This is a genomic window from Streptomyces sp. NPDC101225, assembly GCF_044767585.1.
GTDB lineage: Bacteria > Actinomycetota > Actinomycetes > Streptomycetales > Streptomycetaceae > Streptomyces.
This window is the reverse complement of the sequence record NZ_JBIWOE010000025.1, coordinates 1-19,730: the sequence shown is the minus strand read 5'-3', so window position 1 is coordinate 19,730 and position 19,730 is coordinate 1. Positions and strand designations below refer to the sequence as shown.

Annotated in this window: 18 protein-coding genes and 3 pseudogenes; 10 read left to right on the top strand and 11 right to left on the bottom strand. The window is 69.2% G+C overall.

Annotated elements, in window-relative coordinates; all coding sequences use genetic code 11:
* Positions 1–27: 27 nt before the first annotated feature.
* Positions 28–165: a hypothetical protein gene (locus ACIRPX_RS29305; protein WP_404200777.1), complete on the top strand. Its 138-nt coding sequence runs from the start codon at positions 28–30 to the stop codon at positions 163–165.
* Positions 166–458: 293 nt separating this feature from the next.
* Here ACIRPX_RS29305 and ACIRPX_RS29300 read toward each other — a convergent pair whose 3' ends face one another.
* Positions 459–875, bottom strand: a complete 417-nt coding sequence (locus ACIRPX_RS29300; RefSeq protein ID WP_404200775.1) for a hypothetical protein — start codon at positions 873–875, stop codon at positions 459–461.
* On the opposite strand from ACIRPX_RS29300, the gene ACIRPX_RS29295 reads away from it, so the two are divergent.
* Positions 874–1,263, top strand: coding sequence for a hypothetical protein (locus ACIRPX_RS29295; RefSeq protein WP_404200987.1), 390 nt, complete (start codon positions 874–876; stop codon positions 1,261–1,263). The two genes, ACIRPX_RS29300 and ACIRPX_RS29295, sit on opposite strands and share 2 nt — an antisense overlap.
* A gap of 31 nt (positions 1,264–1,294) precedes the next feature.
* Here the strand turns inward: ACIRPX_RS29295 and ACIRPX_RS29290 are convergent.
* Positions 1,295–1,423: pseudogene (locus ACIRPX_RS29290) on the bottom strand (IS5/IS1182 family transposase); the annotation flags it as partial.
* A gap of 532 nt (positions 1,424–1,955) precedes the next feature.
* The gene (locus ACIRPX_RS29285) at positions 1,956–2,318 is read right to left on the bottom strand and encodes a DUF1304 domain-containing protein (RefSeq protein WP_404200773.1); all 363 of its coding nucleotides are present in this window, start codon (positions 2,316–2,318) and stop codon (positions 1,956–1,958) included.
* A 492-nt stretch (positions 2,319–2,810) separates the two neighbouring features.
* Between ACIRPX_RS29285 and ACIRPX_RS29280 the strand changes: the two genes are divergently transcribed.
* Together ACIRPX_RS29280 and ACIRPX_RS29275 are read left to right on the top strand one after the other, a co-directional pair.
* The gene (locus ACIRPX_RS29280; protein WP_404200772.1) at positions 2,811–3,068 is read left to right on the top strand and encodes a hypothetical protein; all 258 of its coding nucleotides are present in this window, start codon (positions 2,811–2,813) and stop codon (positions 3,066–3,068) included.
* Positions 3,069–3,595: 527 nt separating this feature from the next.
* Entirely contained in the window at positions 3,596–3,928 is a 333-nt protein-coding gene (locus tag ACIRPX_RS29275) for a DUF6221 family protein (protein ID WP_404200770.1), read from the top strand.
* 245 nt (positions 3,929–4,173) lie between these two features.
* Here ACIRPX_RS29275 and ACIRPX_RS29270 read toward each other — a convergent pair whose 3' ends face one another.
* Positions 4,174–4,638, bottom strand: a complete 465-nt coding sequence (locus ACIRPX_RS29270; protein WP_404200768.1) for a pyridoxamine 5'-phosphate oxidase family protein — start codon at positions 4,636–4,638, stop codon at positions 4,174–4,176.
* 761 nt (positions 4,639–5,399) lie between these two features.
* On the opposite strand from ACIRPX_RS29270, the gene ACIRPX_RS29265 reads away from it, so the two are divergent.
* On the top strand, positions 5,400–6,263 hold the full coding sequence (locus ACIRPX_RS29265; RefSeq protein ID WP_404200766.1) for an MHYT domain-containing protein: 864 nt from the start codon (positions 5,400–5,402) through the stop codon (positions 6,261–6,263).
* Between the two features lie 176 nt (positions 6,264–6,439).
* Here the strand turns inward: ACIRPX_RS29265 and ACIRPX_RS29260 are convergent, their stop codons facing one another.
* The 3 genes from ACIRPX_RS29260 to ACIRPX_RS29250 all read right to left on the bottom strand — a co-directional run bounded on the left by ACIRPX_RS29260 (position 6,440) and on the right by ACIRPX_RS29250 (position 9,664).
* Entirely contained in the window at positions 6,440–7,294 is an 855-nt protein-coding gene (locus ACIRPX_RS29260; protein WP_404200764.1) for a carbohydrate ABC transporter permease, read from the bottom strand.
* Complete coding sequence (locus ACIRPX_RS29255) at positions 7,291–8,256, bottom strand: carbohydrate ABC transporter permease (protein ID WP_404200762.1); 966 nt, start codon at positions 8,254–8,256, stop codon at positions 7,291–7,293. Before ACIRPX_RS29255 ends, ACIRPX_RS29260 begins: the two co-directional genes overlap by 4 nt.
* An 88-nt stretch (positions 8,257–8,344) precedes the next feature.
* The gene (locus tag ACIRPX_RS29250) at positions 8,345–9,664 is read right to left on the bottom strand and encodes an ABC transporter substrate-binding protein (protein ID WP_404200760.1); all 1,320 of its coding nucleotides are present in this window, start codon (positions 9,662–9,664) and stop codon (positions 8,345–8,347) included.
* A gap of 284 nt (positions 9,665–9,948) precedes the next feature.
* Here ACIRPX_RS29250 and ACIRPX_RS29245 point away from each other — a divergent pair, with 284 nt between their 5' ends.
* The 4 genes and pseudogenes from ACIRPX_RS29245 to ACIRPX_RS29230 all read left to right on the top strand — a co-directional run.
* Positions 9,949–12,354, top strand: coding sequence for a glycoside hydrolase family 2 protein (locus ACIRPX_RS29245; RefSeq protein ID WP_404200758.1), 2,406 nt, complete (start codon positions 9,949–9,951; stop codon positions 12,352–12,354).
* Entirely contained in the window at positions 12,351–13,382 is a 1,032-nt protein-coding gene (locus ACIRPX_RS29240) for a LacI family DNA-binding transcriptional regulator (protein ID WP_404200756.1), read from the top strand. Before ACIRPX_RS29245 ends, ACIRPX_RS29240 begins: the two co-directional genes overlap by 4 nt.
* A gap of 40 nt (positions 13,383–13,422) precedes the next feature.
* Positions 13,423–14,072: pseudogene (locus tag ACIRPX_RS29235) on the top strand (IS110 family transposase); the annotation flags it as partial.
* A 457-nt stretch (positions 14,073–14,529) separates the two neighbouring features.
* Positions 14,530–14,763 (top strand): annotated as a pseudogene (locus tag ACIRPX_RS29230) (transposase); the annotation flags it as partial.
* 1,329 nt (positions 14,764–16,092) lie between these two features.
* Here ACIRPX_RS29230 and ACIRPX_RS29225 read toward each other — a convergent pair.
* The 4 genes from ACIRPX_RS29225 to ACIRPX_RS29210 all read right to left on the bottom strand — a co-directional run bounded on the left by ACIRPX_RS29225 (position 16,093) and on the right by ACIRPX_RS29210 (position 19,444).
* Complete coding sequence (locus ACIRPX_RS29225; protein ID WP_404200754.1) at positions 16,093–16,308, bottom strand: heavy-metal-associated domain-containing protein; 216 nt, start codon at positions 16,306–16,308, stop codon at positions 16,093–16,095.
* A gap of 207 nt (positions 16,309–16,515) precedes the next feature.
* Positions 16,516–16,950, bottom strand: coding sequence for a PepSY domain-containing protein (locus ACIRPX_RS29220; protein ID WP_404200970.1), 435 nt, complete (start codon positions 16,948–16,950; stop codon positions 16,516–16,518).
* Positions 16,951–17,294: 344 nt separating this feature from the next.
* The gene (locus tag ACIRPX_RS29215) at positions 17,295–17,897 is read right to left on the bottom strand and encodes a hypothetical protein (protein WP_404200752.1); all 603 of its coding nucleotides are present in this window, start codon (positions 17,895–17,897) and stop codon (positions 17,295–17,297) included.
* Positions 17,894–19,444, bottom strand: coding sequence for an RHS repeat-associated core domain-containing protein (locus ACIRPX_RS29210; RefSeq protein ID WP_404200749.1), 1,551 nt, complete (start codon positions 19,442–19,444; stop codon positions 17,894–17,896). Before ACIRPX_RS29210 ends, ACIRPX_RS29215 begins: the two co-directional genes overlap by 4 nt.
* A 63-nt stretch (positions 19,445–19,507) precedes the next feature.
* Between ACIRPX_RS29210 and ACIRPX_RS29205 the strand changes: the two genes are divergently transcribed.
* Positions 19,508–19,672 carry a hypothetical protein gene (locus ACIRPX_RS29205; RefSeq protein ID WP_404200747.1) on the top strand — a complete coding sequence of 55 codons (165 nt, stop codon included), beginning with the start codon at positions 19,508–19,510 and terminating at the stop codon, positions 19,670–19,672.
* Positions 19,673–19,730: the final 58 nt, after the last annotated feature.

The window sequence follows — 19,730 nt, the reverse complement described above, 5'->3', positions numbered from 1 at the left end:
GGCCGTTCACCATCTGCTGGGAAACCTGTGCCCACCGAAATCGAGCGCGCCGAGGTCGGCGACATCGAGCGCGCCGAGGTCGGCGACGCCGAGCCGGCCGAGGACGGGGACACCGGCGCTGGGGCGCGGTCGAGGCGTACGCCCCGGCAACAGCCGGGGCCCTGAAGGCGCTGGACAAGGACGCCGCACCGAAGGAATCGTCCTGCGCCCCGGGCCTCCGGCACTTGGCCCAGGCCCCGTACGACCCACGTGAGGAGCGGACGACTGCGGCCGCCGACTACGCCGCCATCTGGAAGGCGCTGAACCCGCGTCAGCAGTTCTACCTGAAGACCATCTTCGAGGAGGACCAGGGACGGGAGGACGGGAGGCGCGCGGCGGACGCGTCGGTGAACTGGAACAGGGTCCCCGACGCCGAGTGGCGCACGATCGACGCCTACCACGAACCGTCCGTACCCAACCTACTGGGCCGGACGGACCTGCAATACCGCTGGCGCGGCGCCGGACACCACGACCAGGGGACCGGTTCCACCATCAAGGTCCTCGTCGAACACGGCCTGATCACCACCGACCCTCGGGCCACCCAGTTCGGGTGGATGCACCAGGTCGCCATGACCAAGCAAGGCCAGGCCCTGATGCGGTGTGTGACCAAGCCGCGCGCCTCCCGGACGAAGGTGCCGCTCAAGGAGTGCGCCGCCAAGGTCCTCGGACAGCTCTACGACGCCTCCAACGGCCGAAAAGGGATACCTGGACTGGCTGCGCTCGTCCACGCCGCCGAGAAGGCCAGGGAGAAGGCGAAGGAAGAACGCACGCGAGCCGACGCCGAGTTCAAGGAGGCGTTGCACCGGCCGGCAGACGGGAGAGCTGACCCTGGCCATGTACCGGGAGGTCTTCGAGCTCAAGCGCGACCACGCGAAGGCCCTGGCCGCCACGTACGACAGCTACCGGGAGCAGATGCAGACCGTACTGACGGAGCGTCTGCCGCAGTACGCGGCCGCCACGCTCGCCGCGGTGACCGCACTTGTCGAGGGCACCGACCCGGTGGCAGCAATCCGCGCCCAGACTGCGGCCCCCGTGGCGGAACTGCCGGCGTACACCCCGACCGGGGTGGTAGCGGTCCACGTGGAGGGCGAGCGCCTTTACGCGGAGTGCCAGCGCAAGCGGCCGCGCCGGGCGACGAACCCGCAAGGACAAGGCGAAGTGCGGATATCTGGCCGGGGAACTCGTCCGCGAGTCCCCGGTAGCCGTCGTCAACCTCCATCTTGATGTCCGGGTGCTGGCGGAGCTGTTCGGCGATGCCCTCGCTGCGCACGGCACTCTGGTCGTGCATGCGGCCGGGGCGGACCACGCCTGAGAACAGGGCGCGGCCCTGGTGGTCGCTGAAGGTGGTGGTCTTGGTCATGTTCTGCTTCTTCTTCCCGGACACGAATGCCCGTCTGCCGGGCCGATAGGCACGGGGGCGGCGGACTTGGACCTCGGTCCCGTCCGCCCGCAGAACGACGCCCTCCGCCTCGGCATAGGCGAACACGTGCTCCAGGGTCCGGATACGGATTCCGGGCCGGTCGGGAACGGCGAACCCGCGGTTCGCGAGCAGGGCTCGCACCTCGCGCACCACGGTGGAGCGGTCCACCTGGCACAGCTCGGCCGGCGCCGCATGCGGCAGCTGCTGCCGCAGGCAGATCAGCGTGACCAGCAGCCGGTCGGCGAAGACGAGCTTCGGCTTGCGTCCCGCACCCGCCGCCCGCTTACGGGCACCGCCACGGCGTACGGCACGGCCGGACTCCTGGGCCGCCTCCCACCGCGGAGCCAGCTCGAAGATGGGCTCCGCGAAATGTTGGCGAGAGATCCCAGTGAAGGCAGGATGGGACAGGGCGGTACGATTCGGGACGTTCACAGCATCCGATCGTGCCGCCCACCACTGACATCCCGTCAGCCCCCTCCGCTTCGCCAGGCATCCCTCAGCGGGTAGCCAGCACCAGCGACAGACCGATCAGCGCGGGAATGGTCTGCACGAAGAGGATTTTCCGGCTGGCCGTGGCGGCGCCGTACGCACCGGCCACCGCCACGCACGAGAGGAAGAACACCTTCGCCTGGAAGCCCACCGGGTCGGATGCCACCGCACCCCACACCAGCCCAGCGGCGAGGAAGCCGTTGTACAGCCCTTGGTTGGCCGCGAGGGCCTTCGTCTCGGAGGCGAACCCGACGCTGGTCCCAAAGGCGGCCCGGGCCCTCGGACCGGTCCACAGAAACATCTCCAGAACCAGGATGTAGACGTGGAGCGCGGCGATGAGCAGTACCAAGGCGGTTGCGGTGATCGACATGGACAACAGCCTCACACACCGATCCCCTCCCCGGCTCAGCCACGTACCGCGCACCTGCACGTCGACGCGCAACGCCCCCGGCCCAATTGCCCCAAAGGTCGTAGGAGCACCTGATGGGAGGAGTCCCTGAAGAACCCACTTCTCAACCCGCGAGCATGCACTTGGTCAGACACCACGCAAAGCTGTGAAGCGGTGCGGGTGCGGGGGAGGGACATCAGCGCCGCCTCACCGCACGAGCCCGGCCGCGCGCACGCGAACCGGGTGGTCTTCGGTCTTCAAGGCTCTCTGCAGAGCATCACGCCAGCCCTCCATGAACGCCATCACCCGTAGGGCATCCGATGGAATTCGCTAGCCTGCTGAAACGTAGCTGGCGGAGCGAGCGTGACGGGGCGCGGCTGGCGGTACCCCGTGGCGGCCGGTTGGCGAAGCCAGTGACGGCTCCCGAACGACTGAGACGCGCACCCTGGATTCCCGGGTGATCGTTTCCAGCACATGAAGAAGGCCGTGATCACCGTTCTGCCGGCCGCAGCCCTGTCGCTGCCCATGCCGATGGCCCACGCGGACGGCGAGGGCCACACTCAGCGGTTCGCCGAGGACGGCATCCAGGACGCGCAGGACTTCGGCCCGGCACGCCCCCTCCCCCTGGCCGACATGGACGCCGCCATCGCCATCGTGCCCGCCCTGTCCAGCTACAAGGGAGCCCACCGGCCTCTGGCCCACGCCCGCCCACGTGGCGGCCACGACCTGTAAGCGCACCTCGGCTCCCTGCCAGGAGCCGAGCGTCAGCAGGCGGGCTGCACCGGATTTTCGATGAGGCGGGTTCCGTAGCGCGGGCGCGAGGGGCGCACGCCCCCCGGTCGTGACGGGGGCCGGGCCCGCTTCTTGTAGGGAGCCATGAGCAGTCCCGGCCGTTGTCGTGTCTGCGTCGGGCATGCTCGCGCACCGTGCCAGGGTCCGGAGCGGTTCGGCGCGGGGCGTACGTCAGGGGACGACACACGTCCCGAGCGGTGGCCGGCCCCACCCAGCGGGCGGTACGGCCATCCCCCGGCCTCTTCCGGCTGGCCGGGAAAGGCCCTGTCCTCGTCCGGCGGGTCCAGCCCCTCCGTACGGCACCTGCGCCTGCCCGGCTCTCCGGATCTCGCAGTGCGGCCGTTGCCTGGCGCCAGCCATTTTCGGGTCACCCGGCCACTAACCGCCACTGGTCAACGAGACGAACTTCAGGTGCCTGCCGCCACAGACCCGGCCCCGGCAGGCGCCCGAGACAAGAGGGAGGAGCCATGCCCGCCCGCCTGGCCGCGTTCCTCAACGCCCGCTGGGAGGAGGAGGAACGTGACAGCCAGATCTTCCACGAGCTGGACTGCCCCGCCGCCACCAGGCCGACTCGCGGGCCGGGGCGTGCTCGCCCCTGCGGCTGTCCTGTCCCGGCCCTGATCCGGCGGCGGATCGCCGCCCACCGGCGCATCCTGCGCGACTGCGAGCAACGCATCCAAGAAGAGCAGGAGTCGGGCCTGTGCTGGCCGCGGCGGTCCACTTTCGCCTTCCAAACCATGAAGGCTCTCGCCCTGCCCTACGAACTGCACCCCGCCTGGCAGGACATCTGGTACCCCTGACCTCAACGGCGGTCACTACTGCGGGAGTTGGTGCCGCGCCTGCTGTTCCCCGCGGCTCGGGGTGCGGCGGCGCCTCCTGCCTGGACTGGGGAGGGCATGAGGGCGGGCCCCGTCGGCAACGGGGGATTCCGGCGGAGCCCGGCGCCACCGGAGCGGGCCCGGTGGCGCACCGGCAGTGTGACAGACAGGCAAGCGGACTGGTGTACCGGCGTCGCCCGGGCAAGGAGGAGGGCAGGGTGTGCGGCTCAGGCAGCGAGCCGCACGCCGGTGATCAGCTCAGGCCGGATCGTGACCGTGCAGTCCATGGGCTGTTCCACCCACGGCTGCAGGAGCCGGCCGTACCGCTGCAGCTCCGCGTGGCCGGTGACCAGGTGGGCGTATCCGGTGGCCGCGACGCTCCGGCCCAGGTGGGTGAGAGGGTCGATGTCGTCCGCCTCATAGGCCACGACCACCCCGCGCCCGCTGCCGGCGGGCACCTGCAGGGCCAGGGCCGACAGAGCGCGGGTGCGCACCACGATGTCGCCGTCGTCCACGATGTGGTTGACCGGCCGGATGGCGGGCAGCGCCTGCTGCGTGAAGACGATACGGCCCAGCGCAACGCTGCCCAGCAGCCGCAGCTCCTCGCCGGGTGGGATCGGCAGCGGCCGGTGTAGTGATGCAGGGTGCGGGGCCGCAGCGGCGCTACCGCAGGAGACGCGCTCGTCGCTCATGCTCCTGAAGTCCTCCCGGACGGCGGGTTCTGGCGCCGCAAGCCACGCCGGGGGAAGACGCGCCCTCGACGCCAGAGCCTGCCCGCACCAGTGTGCGTGATCGCGCACACACCGCTCCGGGGCCGTTCGGCCACAACCGCCGGGCCCGAACAGCCCAGCCCGCCACGCGGCAGGCCTTCGCAAGGCAGCCTCGTTTCCGCCTGTGCGGGGCAGCCGGGGGGCACCCCGGGGCCGACCGGTGTCCGGAGCGTCCCCGCGCTGCCGGGCCGACCACCATCCGGGGTGCTCTACGGCATGACGCGTCCCACCCGGGTTGACGGCTGCCACGCGGACACCGCGGAAGGGGCGTTGTCACCGTTCTGATCCGGCCAGGGGCCAGGCCGGCTGCTCCAGTCGAGACGTGCCGCAACCGCCGCTGCGTCTCCTCGGCCACGGCCCTCGCCGCGGCGGGCACATCCCCCCGCTCCGCCACCAGCTGACGGAAGACCGGTTCGTCTCGCACCATCGTCGACCCCTTCACCCCTGCCGTCCGGACCTGGACGACAGGGCATGCCACGCAGCCGCCTCCCCGCGCGCAGGCCGATGTCCGCGCTCGCCCGCCGATGACCGGGCCGCTCCCCGTGCGGCACCGAACGACCGCAGGAAAACCCCCGTAACGATCGTACAAGTTTCATCCAATACCACGAGTAAGGGCTTGCTCATCATGGCTTGAAACCGCGTGAATATCGGTCCGATGCCTCCGCAAAGCAGGGAGAGAGCGGATGAACGCCACGATCGACGGTTTCCAGTACGGTCTGGTCACACCAGCCGCGGCCTACCTGATGGCCTGCCTGGGATCACTCCTGGGGCTGCGCTGTGTCGTGCGGACCGTGCACGGCGCCCCCGGCTGGAAACCGGGCTGGCTCGCCCTGGGCTCCGCGTCCCTGGGCTGCGGCATCTGGACGATGCACTTCATCGCCATGACCGGATTCACCCTCCCGCAGACACCCATCACCTACGACGTGCCCCTGACCGTTGCGAGCCTGGCCGTCGCGATCGTCGTGGTCGCGGTGGGAGTGTTCACCGTCGGCTACCGCGGCGCCGCACCGTCCACGCTCACCGTGGCCGGAGGGGTCACCGGGCTGGGCGTGGCGGCCATGCACTATCTCGGCATGCACGCGATGCGCCTCAACGGCGACATCCGCTACAACCCGCTCCTCGTGGCCCTGTCCGTGGTCATCGCCGTCATCGCGGCGACCGCCGCCCTATGGGCCGCCGTGACCGTGCGCGGCCTGCTGCGCTCCCTGGGCGCCGCCCTGGTGATGGGCCTGGCGGTCTGCGGCATGCACTACACCGGCATGGCCGCCGTCAGCGTCCACCTCCACACCACGCAAGCCTCTGCGGCCGGCGGCGAGTCCGGCGCATCCCTCCTGCTGCCCATGCTGCTGGGCCCGGTGATCTTCCTGGTCCTGGCCGGCGTCATCGTCATGTTCGACCCCGTACTCATCCTCGGCGACGGCGACTGGAACCGGCCCACCCCTCCAGCCACCCCCGCCCCAACAACGGAGAGTGCGGCACTCGGCGCCGGTACCGCGCCCCACGACCTCTTCCGGTCGCACGAAGGCCCCTGGTCGGCAGGACGGTAGGACCCACGCGGCACACGACGCCGATCCGAAAGACGCATGAACCGGGCGCGGTTCAGAGCCGTGAACCGCTCAAGCGGTCAATGGTTGGTGGTGTCGGAGGCGTGCCCTCCGCCGTCCTCGGCAGGCCCCGCTCCTTCGCCCGGAACGGTTTGTGTCGAGGGGCGTGCGGGCCCGGATCACTTCGTGGCGCCCCGCGCGAACCCGTTGTAGATGTAGCGCTGGAGGAAGAGGAAGACGACGAGCGTGGGCACGATGACGAGGATCGCCCCGGCCGAGATGTCCTCCCAGTGGGCGCCGAAGGGGCCCTTGAAGCGGAACAGGGCGGTGGAGATGGTGCCCAGGTTCTCGGAGGGCATGTAGAGGAAGGGAATGTAGAAGTCGTTGTAGACGGTGATGCCCTTGATGATGACGACGGTGGCGATCGCCGGTTTCAGCAGCGGGAAGATGATCCGCCAGTAGATGGTGAGCGCGTTCGCGCCATCGAGCCGGGCGGCCTCGTCAAGAGAGACCGGGATGGAGCGGATGAACTGCAGGAAGATGTAGATGGACACGATGTCGGTGCCCATGTAGAGCAGGATCGGCGCCCACCGGGTGTCGAAGAGGCCGAAGCTGTTGACCACCTGGAAGGTGGCCACTTGCGTGGTCACGCCCGGCACCAGGGTGGCGACCAGGAACAGCCCCATGACCAGTTTCCTGCCGCGGAAGGTGAACCGGTCGATGGCGTACGCGGTCATCGAGCCGATGATCACGGTGCCGGTGATGGAGAACAGCAGGATGAAGGCGGTGTTCCCGAACGCCGACAGCATGTGACCGTCGCGGAAGGCGGTGACGTAGTTGGACCAGTTCAGCCAGTCGCCGGGGAGCCGGAACGCGCCTCCCCCTTCAGTTACTTCCTTCGACGTCTTCATCGAGGTGAGGAACACGACGGACAGAGGAACCAAGACCACCAGCGAGGCGAGGACCAGGGACAGATAGATGAGGACCGAGCCGATGCCCCGGGGGCGACGGCCGTCCACCGCGTTGGTGGTCATACGAGGTCTACCTTCTCGTCGGGCACGAGGCGGCGCTGGATCCAGGTGATCAGCAGGATGATCAGGAGCAGGACGACGGCTGCGGCGGAGGCCAGGCCCGTCTTGTTGAACTGGAACGCGAGCTTCACCGTCTGAATGACGAAGGTTGTGGTGCCGGTGGCGCCGCCGGTCATGATGTAGGGGATCTCGAACACCGACAGGGACCCGGACACGGCGAGGATCACGCTCAGGCTGATCACGGGCCGGATGCTCGGCACGATGAGGTACCGGAATTGGTGCCACCGTGTGGCGCCGTCGAGTTCGGCCGCCTCATACAGCTCGCCGGGGATGGACTGGATCGCGCCCAGGAAGAGCACGAAGTTCAGGCCGGTGTAACGCCAGACGGACACGCCCGCCAGGGAGACATTCGCGGACGTCGGGTCGCCGAGCCAGGCGTGGTCGGTGCCCGCGCCGAACCAGGACAGCACCGAGTCGAGGGTGCCGCCATCCTGGAAAAAATATAGGAAGACGAAGCCGATGGCGACACCGTTGATGAGGTAGGGGAAGAACAGGATTCCCTTGAAGAAGTTGCGCAGGCGCAGGTTGAAGCTGAGGACGGTCGCGAAGTACAGAGCGATGACGATCTGTACGGCGGAGGCTGCCAGATAGTAGAGGCTGACGAAGAACACCCGGAACAGCTCGGGCCGGGTGAACAGCTCGGTGTAGTTCGCGGTCCCGGTGACCTGGATCTCCGGGCTGACGCCGTCCCAGTCGGTGAAGCTGTAGTAGATCATGTTCGCCACGGGCACGTAGGTGAACGTGATCAGCAGGACCAGCGGAACCAGCAGGAACAGCCAGGGAGTGACTCTGCTCAGCGGGCCGTGGCCGGGACGGGAACCGCTCGTCGCCGGTCGGCTGACCGTGCGAGCAGAGGTGCTTTCCTTGCCCGCACGTGCGATGGGCGTGTGTGTGGTGTGGGTCATCTCAGCCTTTCGGTCGTCCGCGGATGCGGTCGGCGGGCTGGGCCCCGGCCCGGGGAACGCCGTCACCGGGCCCGCGCGCCGCTCTCCGTCAGGAGCCCGCGGTCTTCTCCGCCTCGCTCCACTTCTTGTTGAGGTCGGCGAAGTAGTCCTTCAGGCTGCCGCTCTGGACGCCGCGGGCCATGTCGACCAGCTTCGCCCGGTAGTCGGGCTTGGCCAGGCCGATCTCGGCGGCATTGTCGATGGCGTTGACCTGGGCGCCTTTGGCCTGGGACTGTTCGAGGAGGGCGACACCGTTGTCCTCGAAGGGCTTCAGAGTGTCGGGCAGGGCACCTGACTTGGCCGTCGGGATCGAGCCCTCGTTCTGCGCGAAGCCGGACTTCTCGGTAAACCAGTCGACCCACGCCCGCGCGGCGGCCTTGTGCTGGGAGTGGATGCTCACCGCCTGCTGGTAGTCGGAGGAGAGGATCGCGCAGAACTTGCCGTCCTGCTGCGCGGGGAAGGGCATGAACCCGATGTCGTCGGGGTTCGTCCCGGCCGTCTTGGCCGCGGACTGCATCTGGGTGATGGCCCAGGAGCCGAGCTGCATCGTGGCGATCTTGCCGCGAGCGAGCAACCCCTTGGAGCTCTCCCAGTTCGTGGTGGTGGGGTCCTTCTCTATGAGCTTGTCGTGAACGACGTCATAGAGCAGGGTGTCGATGACGTTCAGGTCACCGCCCTCGGCCCAGGGGGCGGTGGAGGTCGCCAGCTTGTCGTTGGCCTGCGCGTCGCAGCTGACCGAGCCGATGCTCGCGGTGCCGGCGGTGAGCGGCCACTGGTCCTTGAAGTTCGTGTAGTACGGCACTGCCCCGGTCTTGGCCTTGACGGCCTTGAGGTCGGTCAGGAACTTCTGCGGGCTGGTGGGCCAGGCGGTGATGCCGGCCTTCTTCCAGACGGCCTTGTTGTAGACGAACCCGTTGGCGTTGCCCACGGTGGCGAGGCCGTACACCTTGCCGCCGACGTTCGTGTTACCGGTGAAGCGGTACTTCTTACTCAGCTCGGCATTACTGCCGAGTGAGGCGAAGAACGAGGGGTAGTCCTTCTTGGCGATCGCGTTCGGGATCATCAGCACGTCACCGTAGTTCGCGGTGTTCATGCGGATCTTGACCTCGCCCTCGTAGTCGGTGATGGCCTCGAACTTCACCGTGACCTTGGGGTAGATCTTGTTGAACGCGGCTGCGTACCTTTTCATCGTGCCGTTCTGCACCAGGTCCGTGCGGTGCGTCAGGACCGTGATGGTGCCGGACACGCTGCTCGGGTCCGTCGCCGCGGCAGCGGACTCACCCTTCGGCGCCGCCGCCCCCGTGCATCCCGTCGCGGTGAGCGCCGTGACGGCGATCAGTGCGGCGACGGCCAGCGTCTTCCTCCCCATATGACCAGCTCCTTCCAGATTGCGGCTCAGGCCCGCCTTTGGGTTGCCGGAACTATGGCACCGAGGAAATGAACCGGTAAAGCTCGCCCGCTCGTTGCGATACATAATTGTTACGGAGTGTCTTCAGGCTGTGGTTGATTCCCTGGGCAAAACCGAATAGAACTGGGCAGATAGGGCGCTCCAAGGAGAGCTATACCGGTTTATGGACATCGCTCGCCCGGGTGGCTAGGTTGGCGTGTGCCGTATCCCAGAACCGACCTTGCCTCACATGAGGGGAGCCGTATATGAAGGACGTCACCCTGCTCAGCGACGGGTGGGGGCTGCGCCATGACGACACGGTGCTGCCTGCCCGGGTACCGGGCTGCGTGCACACCGATCTGCTGGCCGCGGGACTCATCTCGGACCCCTTCATCGGCACCAACGAGCACGAGGTGGCCTGGGTCGGCGACCGGGCCTGGACGTACACGGCCCGGATCCCGGCCGAGACCGCCCACGAGCGCACGGACCTGGTCTTCGACGGCCTCGACACCGCGGCCGAGATCACTCTGGACGGGGAGGTGCTCGGCCGGACCCGCAACATGCATCGCACCCACCGGTTCGACGTCACCGGCCGCGGCGGAGAGCTCCACGTGCGTTTCGCCCCGGCTCGGGAAGAGGCGGAGGCGGTACGGAAGACGGTCGGCGACCGGCCCAACGTCTATCCCGAACCGTCCCAGTACATCCGCAAGATGGCGTGCGGCTTCGGCTGGGACTGGGGCCCCACCGTCGTGACCGCCGGAATGTGGCGGCCCGTCCGCCTGGAGCACTGGTCGACCGCCCGGATCTCAGCGGTCCGCCCCATGGTCACGGTCGACGGGACGCAGGGCCGTGTCGAGGTCCACCTCACGGTGGACCGCACCGCCTCGGGCACCGGGCGCCCCCTCACCGCCCGGACCTCGGTGGCCGGGGTGGATACCGAGGTCACCGTCGAGGACGGTCACGCGCTGCTCGTGCTGGACGTGCCCAACCCGCGGCTGTGGTGGCCGCGCGGGCACGGCGAACAGCCGCTGTACGACCTGATGGTCGCCCTCGCCGACGGCGACACCACGCTGGACACGTGGCAGCGTCGCATCGGCTTCCGCACGATCGAACTGGACCGCACCGCCGACGAGCACGGCACCGGCTTCACCCTGGTTGTCAACGGGGTACGCCTCTTCGCGCGCGGCGTGAACTGGATCCCCGACGACGTCCTGCCCTCCCGCGTCACCCCGGAGCGCTACCGGCACCGCCTCACCCAGGCCGCGGACGCGAACATCGACCTCGTGCGCATCTGGGGCGGCGGCATCTACGAGGACGACGCCTTCTACGACGTGTGCGACGAACTCGGCCTCATGGTCTGGCAGGACTTCCTGTTCGCCTGCTCCGCCTACCCCGAGGAACAGCCGCTGCGCGGCGAGGTGGAGGCCGAGGCGCGGGAGAACGTCGTACGCCTGATGCCGCACCCTTCGCTGGTGCTGTGGAACGGCAACAACGAAAACCTCTGGGGCTTCAGGGACTGGGGCTGGGAGCCCGAACTCGCCGGTGACTCCTGGGGCGAGGGGTACTACCTGGGCCTGTTGCCGCGTGTCGTCGCCGAGTTGGACCCGACCCGGCCGTACACGGCGGGCAGCCCCTGGTCCGGTTCCTGGGACCACCACCCCAACGACCCGGCACACGGCACCCATCACTCCTGGGAGGTGTGGAACCGCCTGGACTTCGCCGAGTACCGCAACAGCGTGCCCCGGTTCGTCGCCGAGTTCGGTTGGCAGGCGCCGCCCGCCCTGGCCACCCTGCGCCACGCGCTGCCAGGCGAGGACCTGGCTCCCGACTCGCCCGGCATGCTGCACCACCAGAAAGCCGAGGACGGCAATGGCAAACTCAACCGCGGTGTCGAGCGCCACTTCGTGCTGCCCGACGGCACCAAGGCCGGCTTCGACCGCTGGCACTACCTGACCCAGCTCATCCAGGCCCGGGCCATCGCCACGGGCATCGAGCACTGGCGCTCCCACTGGCCGGTCTGCGCGGGCACCGTCGTATGGCAGCTCAACGACTGCTGGCCCGTCAGCTCCTGGGCGGCCATCGACGGAGACGGCCGGCTCAAGCCGCTCTACCACGAACTGCGGCGCCTGTACGCCGACCGGTTGCTCACCCTGCAACCCACCCCGGACGGCGTCGTGCTCGGCCTGGTCAACCAGTCGGCCACCCCCTGGCGGGCCGAGGTCATCGTACGCCGGACGACCTCCGACGGAACGGTGACGGCCCAACTGCCGCTCACCGTGGAGGTGGCGGCGCGTGAAGCCGTACGGACATCGCTGCCCGGGGACGCACTCGGCCTCACCGGGGATGGGGAGTTCCTGGTCGCGGACGTGGACGGGCTGCGCGCCGTGCACTTCCCCGCGCCGGACCGGGAGTTCCCCTATCCGCGCCCGGAGTTCGACGTTCGGGTGGAACCGGTCGCCGACGATGCCGATACAGTCGACGTCGTGGTAACAGCGCACACCCTCGTACGAGACCTCCTCCTGCAACCCGACCGACTCGCCCCCGACGCGGTGGCCGACACGGGTCTCGTCACCATGCTCCCCGGCGAGGAGAGAAGGATCCGGGTCGGCGGCTGGCCCGAGCCGGACGCCGGACCCGCCCGTGCCGCGATCTTCTGTGTGGAACCGGCGTGAGCGCACCCACCCAACGTGTCACCATCAAGGACGTCGCGGCCCGGGCCGGCGTGTCGAAGGGAGCGGTGTCGCTCGCCTTCAACGGCAAGCCCGGGGTGTCCGACACCACCCGGGACCGCATCTTCGAGGCGGCCCGGGAGCTGGGCTGGGCACCCAACGCCCGGGCCCGCGGCCTGTCGTCCGGCACCAAGGTCGACACCATCGGCCTCGCGATCTGCCGCCCGGCCCGGCTGCTCGGCCTGGAACCCTTCTACATGGAGTTCATCTCCGGGGTCGAGAGCGTGCTGGCCGAGCGGTCCTGCTCGCTCCTGCTGCACCTGGTGCGGGACATGGATGAGGAGATCGCACTCCAGCAGCGGTGGTGGCAGGGTCGGCAGATAGGCGGATCGATCCTGGTCGACTTCCGCGAGAACGACCCGCGCGTGCCCGCGCTGCGGGCCGCCGGACTCCCCGCGGTGGCGGTCGGCCACCCGTCACTGACGGGCGGTTTCACCTCGGTGTGGACGGACGACGCCACCGCCGCCACGGAGGCCGTACGGTATCTGGCGGCCCTCGGCCACCGCCGCATCGCCCGCGTCGGCGGGCCCGCCGGGCTCGGCCACAGCGCCATCCGCGCGAAGGCGTTCACCGAGGCCACGCGAGCACTGGGCATCGCCGACGACCTTCAGGTCGCCACGGGGTACGAGGGCGAGGAGGGGGCCCGCGCCACCCGTTCATTGTTGCTCATGGCCGAGCGGCCGACGGCCATCGTCTACGACAACGACATCATGGCCGTCGCCGGGACCGCAGTCGCCGCGGAACTGGGCCTGTCGGTGCCGCGTGACCTCTCCCTGCTCGCCTGGGACGACTCCCAGCTGTGCCGGCTGACCCACCCGCCGCTGTCCGCGATGAGCCACGACGTGCACGGGTTCGGCGCCGACGTGGCTCGGACCCTGTTCGCGGTCATCGACGACGAGGAACCCGCGTCCCACCAGGTCGCCACCCCCTCGCTCACCCCGCGCGGGTCGACCGGGCCGCCGCTGAGGTAGGACCGGGACCGGCCGCGGCCCACGGCAGACGGCTCCGGGCGGCCAGGTCCTCGTCCTGGTGGACCAGCCCGCCTCGATCGGCGCCCTGCCGCTGACCGTCGCCCGCGACGCCGGCTGCAAGGTCGCTACCTGCCCGGGCTGGCGATGCGGCGGATCGCCGACCTCTACCCGGGCGAGACGAAGACCGACGCGAAGGACGCCGCGGTCATCGCCGACGCCGCCCGCACGATGCCGCACACTCTGCGCTCGCTGGAACTCACCGACGAGATCACCGCCGAACTGACCGTACTGGTGGGCTTCGACCAGGACCTCGCCGCCGAGGCCACCCGCATCTCCCACCGGATACGCGGCCTGCTCACCCAGTTCCACCCCAGCCTGGAACGCGTGCTCGGCCCGCGCCTGGACCACCCCGCGGTGACCTGGCTGCTGGAACGCCACGGATCCCCGAAGGCACTGCGCAAGGCGGGCCGCCGCAGGCTCGTCGACCTCATCCGGCCCAAGGCCCCGCGCATCGCCCAGAGGCTGATCGACGACGTCTTCGATGCCCTCGACGAGCAGACCGTCGTCGTTCCCGGCACCGTCACCCTCGACATCGTCGTGCCCGCGCTGGCCGCTTCGCTCGCCGCCGTCCACACTCAACGACGCGCGATGGAAGCGCAGATCAACACCCTGCTGGAGGCACACCCCCTAATGCAGTGCGTACGTGCTTCCGCACCCGCTTGTTGAGGCGGGTCTGGAACGCGTGGAGCGGATGCCTCAGTTCCTTCTGACCTGTGAGGTCTCAAAGAAGACAGGCACCGTTCTCCACGGTGGGTTTCGTGGTGGTCCGGTGGGCGTCGGGATGACTCCGAACCCTCTTCGGCACGGCGATGCCTGTTGAAAGACTGGCCGCGCCCGGCGTCCTCCGGCCGCCATGAAACTCTCGGGCCCACAGCGGACGTTGATGCTCGTGGTGCGAGCCCGCCGCATGGTGACCTCCCGTTCGTCTCCGCGAGCCCGTGAGCTCTGGGCGAGACCGAGGCCCGTGCGGTGCGCCGGTGCCGCGAACGGCTTGTGAGATGGCGGACCGGTGAGTCCTGGCATTAGAGCGTCGCGCGGCCCGCATGCGCTCGTCACCAGCGCAGACAAGCGAACGAAGGAGACGCATATGAGCGTGTTCTGCGGTATCGACTGGGCGGAACAACATCACGATGTCGCCCTGGTCGACGCGACCGGGCAGCTGATCGCCAAGGCCCGCATCTCAGACGATGCGGCCGGCTACCGGCAGCTGCTGGACCTGCTCGCCGGGCACGGCGACACCGAGGCCGATCCGATGCCAGTGGCCATCGAGACTTCCCGCGGCCTGCTCGTCGCCCTCCTGCGCACCGGCACACGCAGTCTGGACCCCTACGTCACCGAGCAGGTCCTGGCTCTTCTCACGCCGGAGGCGGTCAAGGTTCATGTCCAGGCCGTGACGCAAGCTCTGGCCGACCGCGCCGCCGTGGAGAAGGTCTGGCAGCAGCGCAGGGAACGCGCCCAGCAGGACGTGGACCGCGCCAGGCGCTCCTACCCGCGACCGCACTGACGACGTCGTGCTTGTGCGGCGGCCGGAGCGCAGCGGCCTCGGTTTCGCGGTGCTCGCCCGGGTGGTGCTGGGCGGGACGGCCGCGGTGGTGCTGCAACACGGACTCCGGCCCATCGAGGAGATGGCCGAAGCGGTTCGTATCGACCAACAGTCGCCCGGCGCCGAACTCGCCGAGGAGCGCCCTGACCGCCATGGCCCACGGGTCCGCGCCGCTCGCGGAACAGGACACCCAGGGCCCACATCGCAGCCAGGGCCAGGTAGTAGACCAGACAGTCGGTCAGACCGTTGGGCGAGCCCAGCGCGTGCAGGACGACGCAGAGGACCACATATCCGCCCGTCGCCACCAACGGCACGACCCGCCGAAGACGTTCCTGATGAGCCCTCACCGAGTACAGCGCGACGTACAGGCCGAGGCTGGCGAAAGTCGGCGGGTAGCCGAGGGACTCATGGAGTACGAACGAGGCCCCCACCACCGCCAGACAGCCGGCCGGCCGGCCGGCCACCGGGTACGTACCGCGAGCGGTAAAGCCTGCCCCAACGTCAGCAGGACACCCGCGACGGACGCGTCCCGGGCGGAAGGCCACCGAGCTGCGCCCCGATCCGCGACAGCGGCGCCACGAACGACAGCACGGTCAAGACGAGCGCGAGGACGCAGTCCCTGGTGGCGGCGGCGCGTGATGCCCACCATCGCGACAGCAGGCGGAGCCGGACGGCCGCGGCGGACACCGGGCCCGTGTGCGCGACGACCGCTGTGGCCGGAGCACTCGGCAGTCAGGTGAGCGGCGTGGACGAGGCGTGGCCCTGGGAGCGGCCGGTCGCTCGTGCACGCGGGTGGACGGCGGTGAGCGGACACCTGGGCAGGGTGTGGTCTCTGTCCGTCCGGGCCACGATGGTGCTAGCCGGAGGCTACGCCTGGCTGGGATTCTTCGTCGGCAGTGTGCCTGGGGCACTGATCGGGGCTGCCGCGGGGCTGGTGACGAACGGGGGGCTGCACCTGGCGGTCAACCGGGCCGTGTCGGGTCCGCGTTGACGCTCCCGCGTCTCCCACGGTCCGGGTCCTCCGGCGCCTGCTGGCGAAAGGAGTCATTCCGCTCTTGGCCACCGGGGCCGCACAACCCCCGGCGGCCGTGAGCAGAGAGGGATCCGTCAGGCCGCGGCCGGTTCCGTGACCTCGTACCCCGCCTCCACGGTCGCCGCGCGCAGTCGCGCGTCGTCGAGTTGTGTGCCGCCGACGGAGACCGACCCCGCCGCGACGTCGACGTCCACGGCGGTGACACCGGGGACCTGGGAGACCTCCCCGGTGATGCTCGCGGAGCAGTGCTCACAGCTCATGCCGGTGACGCGGTACTGCTTCTGCGCCATGGCGCAACTCCTGTGTTTCGGCGCGGTGTTCGCACGCCCGTTGATACGGATGCACCGGTTCTCGTGTTCATCCGGTGCCGTCCAGCACTGAGTCGGGGCGCGGAGGGGCGAGTTCCCGGCCGAGGCGCGTGTCACTCTTCCGGGGCGTTGCACAGGGTGGGCCGGGGCGGCGAGTTTCCCGCCCCGGCCCACCCGCCCTGTACCCGGTCAGCTCGCGGCGGCTGACCCGGCCGTGCTGCGATTCCGGACGACGCCCACGGTCAGGTCGACGGCGAGGAAGACGGCCAGCGGGATACCGAACAGCGGGATGACCCAGCGGACCACGGCGACTACGACGATGCCGACGGCGAGCGCCCCGGACGGCAGGTTGCGCCAGCCTCCGCGGGCGGGTGGGGTACCGAGCGCGACGCGGCGGTCGGAGCGGGTGGGGCGGCGCTGCCACCACATCCGGTAGCCCCAGACGGTCACACAGATGAGGCCGACGGCGAGGAGGGCCAGGAGGATCTGGTTGACCAGGCCGAAGGGAGTGCCCATGTGGACGTTGATGCTGCGGGTGCCGAAAACCCATCCGTGCACGTAGGAAGCCTGTGAGCTGTCAACTCGAGCGTTCGCAGGATGATGAACTTGAACGCGTTCAACCATCAGTGACGAATCGTTGAACGCGTTCGGCCTCTGCCTCCGCCGCACACCTGCACAGGCCGCCCCCAGGCTGCTGATCTGCGCGGATGAATGATCGGCACCCGCAGAGTTGAGCCAGTACACGCACTCCGTGATGCTCGTGCTCGAGCCGGGCTGCCAACTCCGTGTTGCTGTTCTCGACACCGGGCACGCAGATGATCAGGTACTCGTCGAAACCACCGGGACCGAACCAGTAGACGTACTCCTTGTGTCCGCTGGCAGTCCCGTACCGACGGACGCCTCGGCACGGTCCCAGCCCGCCTGGTAGCGACGCGGGGTCGTCAACCCCGCGTAGACGAGCGAGTTGCTCAAGATCCCACTCCCGGGGCCTCCTCGAAGCGGCCGTACGCCTCCAAGCGCGTGCCCACGCCGCCCAGCCACTTGCCGCTGCGGGGCTCGAAGGCGATCGGTACCTCACTGTCGGTCTCGGCGATGAACGGCATCTCCACGGTGTCCCAGACGACGGTGTGCAAGAACGCGGTGAAGCCCCCATCAAAGAACGCGAGGTCCGACCCGCGGCTCGGGCGGCCCGCGACGGTCCAGCGATCGGGGGCGCCCTCGGACCTGACCCAGTACAAGCCATCACCGCCCGTGGTGAAACCCCAAGGCAGCCATCCGCCCGGCTCCGGGAACAACGGCACACGAGGCCCCGCACCGGTGAGCTGAGCACGTGCGCGGGCACCCCGGTGCTCCTCGGCAAGGCGCGCGGCCAGCTCCGTGTTGCTGTTCTCGACGCCGGGCACACAGACGATCAGATAGTCGTCGAAACCACCGGGACCGAACCAGTACACATACTCCTTGTAGTCCGCCGGCAGCCCCGTACCCACGGCCGCCTCGGCATGATCCCAGTCCACCTGGTAGCGACGGGGAGCAATCAGCCCCGCGTCACGGGCCAGTTGCTCGATACTCACGGTGTGCCTCCAGTGGCGGGCGGAAGCCCGTCCGGCGTGTTGTACACGGTCCAGTGCAAGAAGGACCCACTGCTGCCCAGAGCGTACATTTCGACGGTCTTGGGCACGGGATTACCGCCGTCGTATTCGGGGATAGAGGCGTAGAAGATCTTCTCCCCTGCGTCGAGCCTCCCGCGCACGGTCTCCTCATAGCCAGCCATCACGTCGGAGTTGGCGGCGTTGTACATCTTGACCAGGTTGCGCCAGTCCCGACCGTTGCCGCCCAGCTGCCGACCCAGCAGGTGGCCCCGCGCCCAGCCGCGGTCACCGTCAAGGTGCTGCCAGCCGGCCGGGTTGGTGCGGTCCGTGCCACGGCCTCGTGCGGTGTCGCCGCCCATGATCTCCGTTTCCTTGTCAGGGTCGGCCTTCCTGCCCCGCCCTCGGTAGTCGACGGCATCGGCACCCAGGCAGGCGAGGACTCCCGTGGCCCGGTTTCCGTTCGCGGAGTCGAGCGACATGTAGTAGACGGAGGACGTGTTGCCGCCGCTCATGCAGTTGCCCGGTTGGTCGTTCCATCCAGCCAGATGGTTCTTGAACTCCTCACGGAACTTCGCGTCGTCCTTCAGTGTCGGAAAGTACTTGAAGTACCTGCGCAGTTGCTTGTCGGTGAGTCCGAGGTCCTTCTGCGCCCGGGTGAAGGCGTCGTCGACGAACCTCTGGTGCTCCTCGTCGACATCGGCGTCCGTGGTCGGCCGTGCCGTCTCGGTGGTCAGCGCCTGCTTGATCAGCTTGCGCCACGGCGGCGGGGGCGGGGGCGGCGGCGGCCCCTGCTCGACGAAGCAGTCCCAGACGCAGGGGCCGGTGCTCCCGAAGCCGACGGTTCCGCCGCCGTAACCGCCGCCACCGCCACCACCGCCACCGCCGGAGTTGCCCTGGTTCGCCCGCGCGGCGGCACGGGCCTGCGCCTGCGCCCGGATCGCGGCCGCGAGGCCGGAGGTGTTCGGGAGGGAGAAGTGGCCTCCGGTGGTGCTCTTCCTGTGGTGCGTCTTGTGGCTGCCGAACAGGTCACGGATGCCGCACCAGATCCGGCCCGCGCCCCGCTTCTCGTTCTTCCAGGACTGCTTCCAGCTGCCGCTGTCCGTCCAGCTCGCGCCCTGCGACTGCTTCGCCCCGACCCCCGCGCTGGTCGCGACGGCCGTCGCCAGCAGCACCACGCCGATGCCGATTGCCACGCAGAGGCCGAAGCAATGTCCGCTCGGGTCCGTGTTGCCCAGTGGGTCGCCACCGCCGTACCCATACCGGTTCGCGTTGACGGACGGCACCGGGTTCAGCGTCCAGGAGTCGCGGGAGGAGAAGCCGCCGCTCGCCGGGTCGTACCAGCGGGCGTGCATGTTCACCTGGCCGGTGTCCGGGTCGGTGTACTCGCCCTGGTAGCCGAGCGGGCCGGCCGCGCCCGACTGCGCCGTGACCTCGCCGAACGGAGAGTAGCCCGTCGAGTCGCCCACCGTGCCCGTGGCCGCGTCGACGGCGGCCGTCACATCGCCGTGCAGCAGTCCCGTACACGGCAAATCGCATACTCGATGGTGACGCCTTCTACGTCACCATCGTCCCGTAGGGAGACACACGCGACCATGGCGCTCATCGCGGAGTACCGCACCACCGCATGGCCGGACCGCGGCATCGTCGAGGTCTATGACGCCAACGCCTACGAGGCTGACCGCGAGGCGGCTGTCAGGGCCCGAGCGGAGGTGGTCGCCGGTACTCAGGTTGAATCGGTGATGTCCGGGCTGTGGTGACGGGTCGTGATCCCTGCGGTACGACGTCTTCATGCGGTATGCGCAAGGGGGCGGGCTG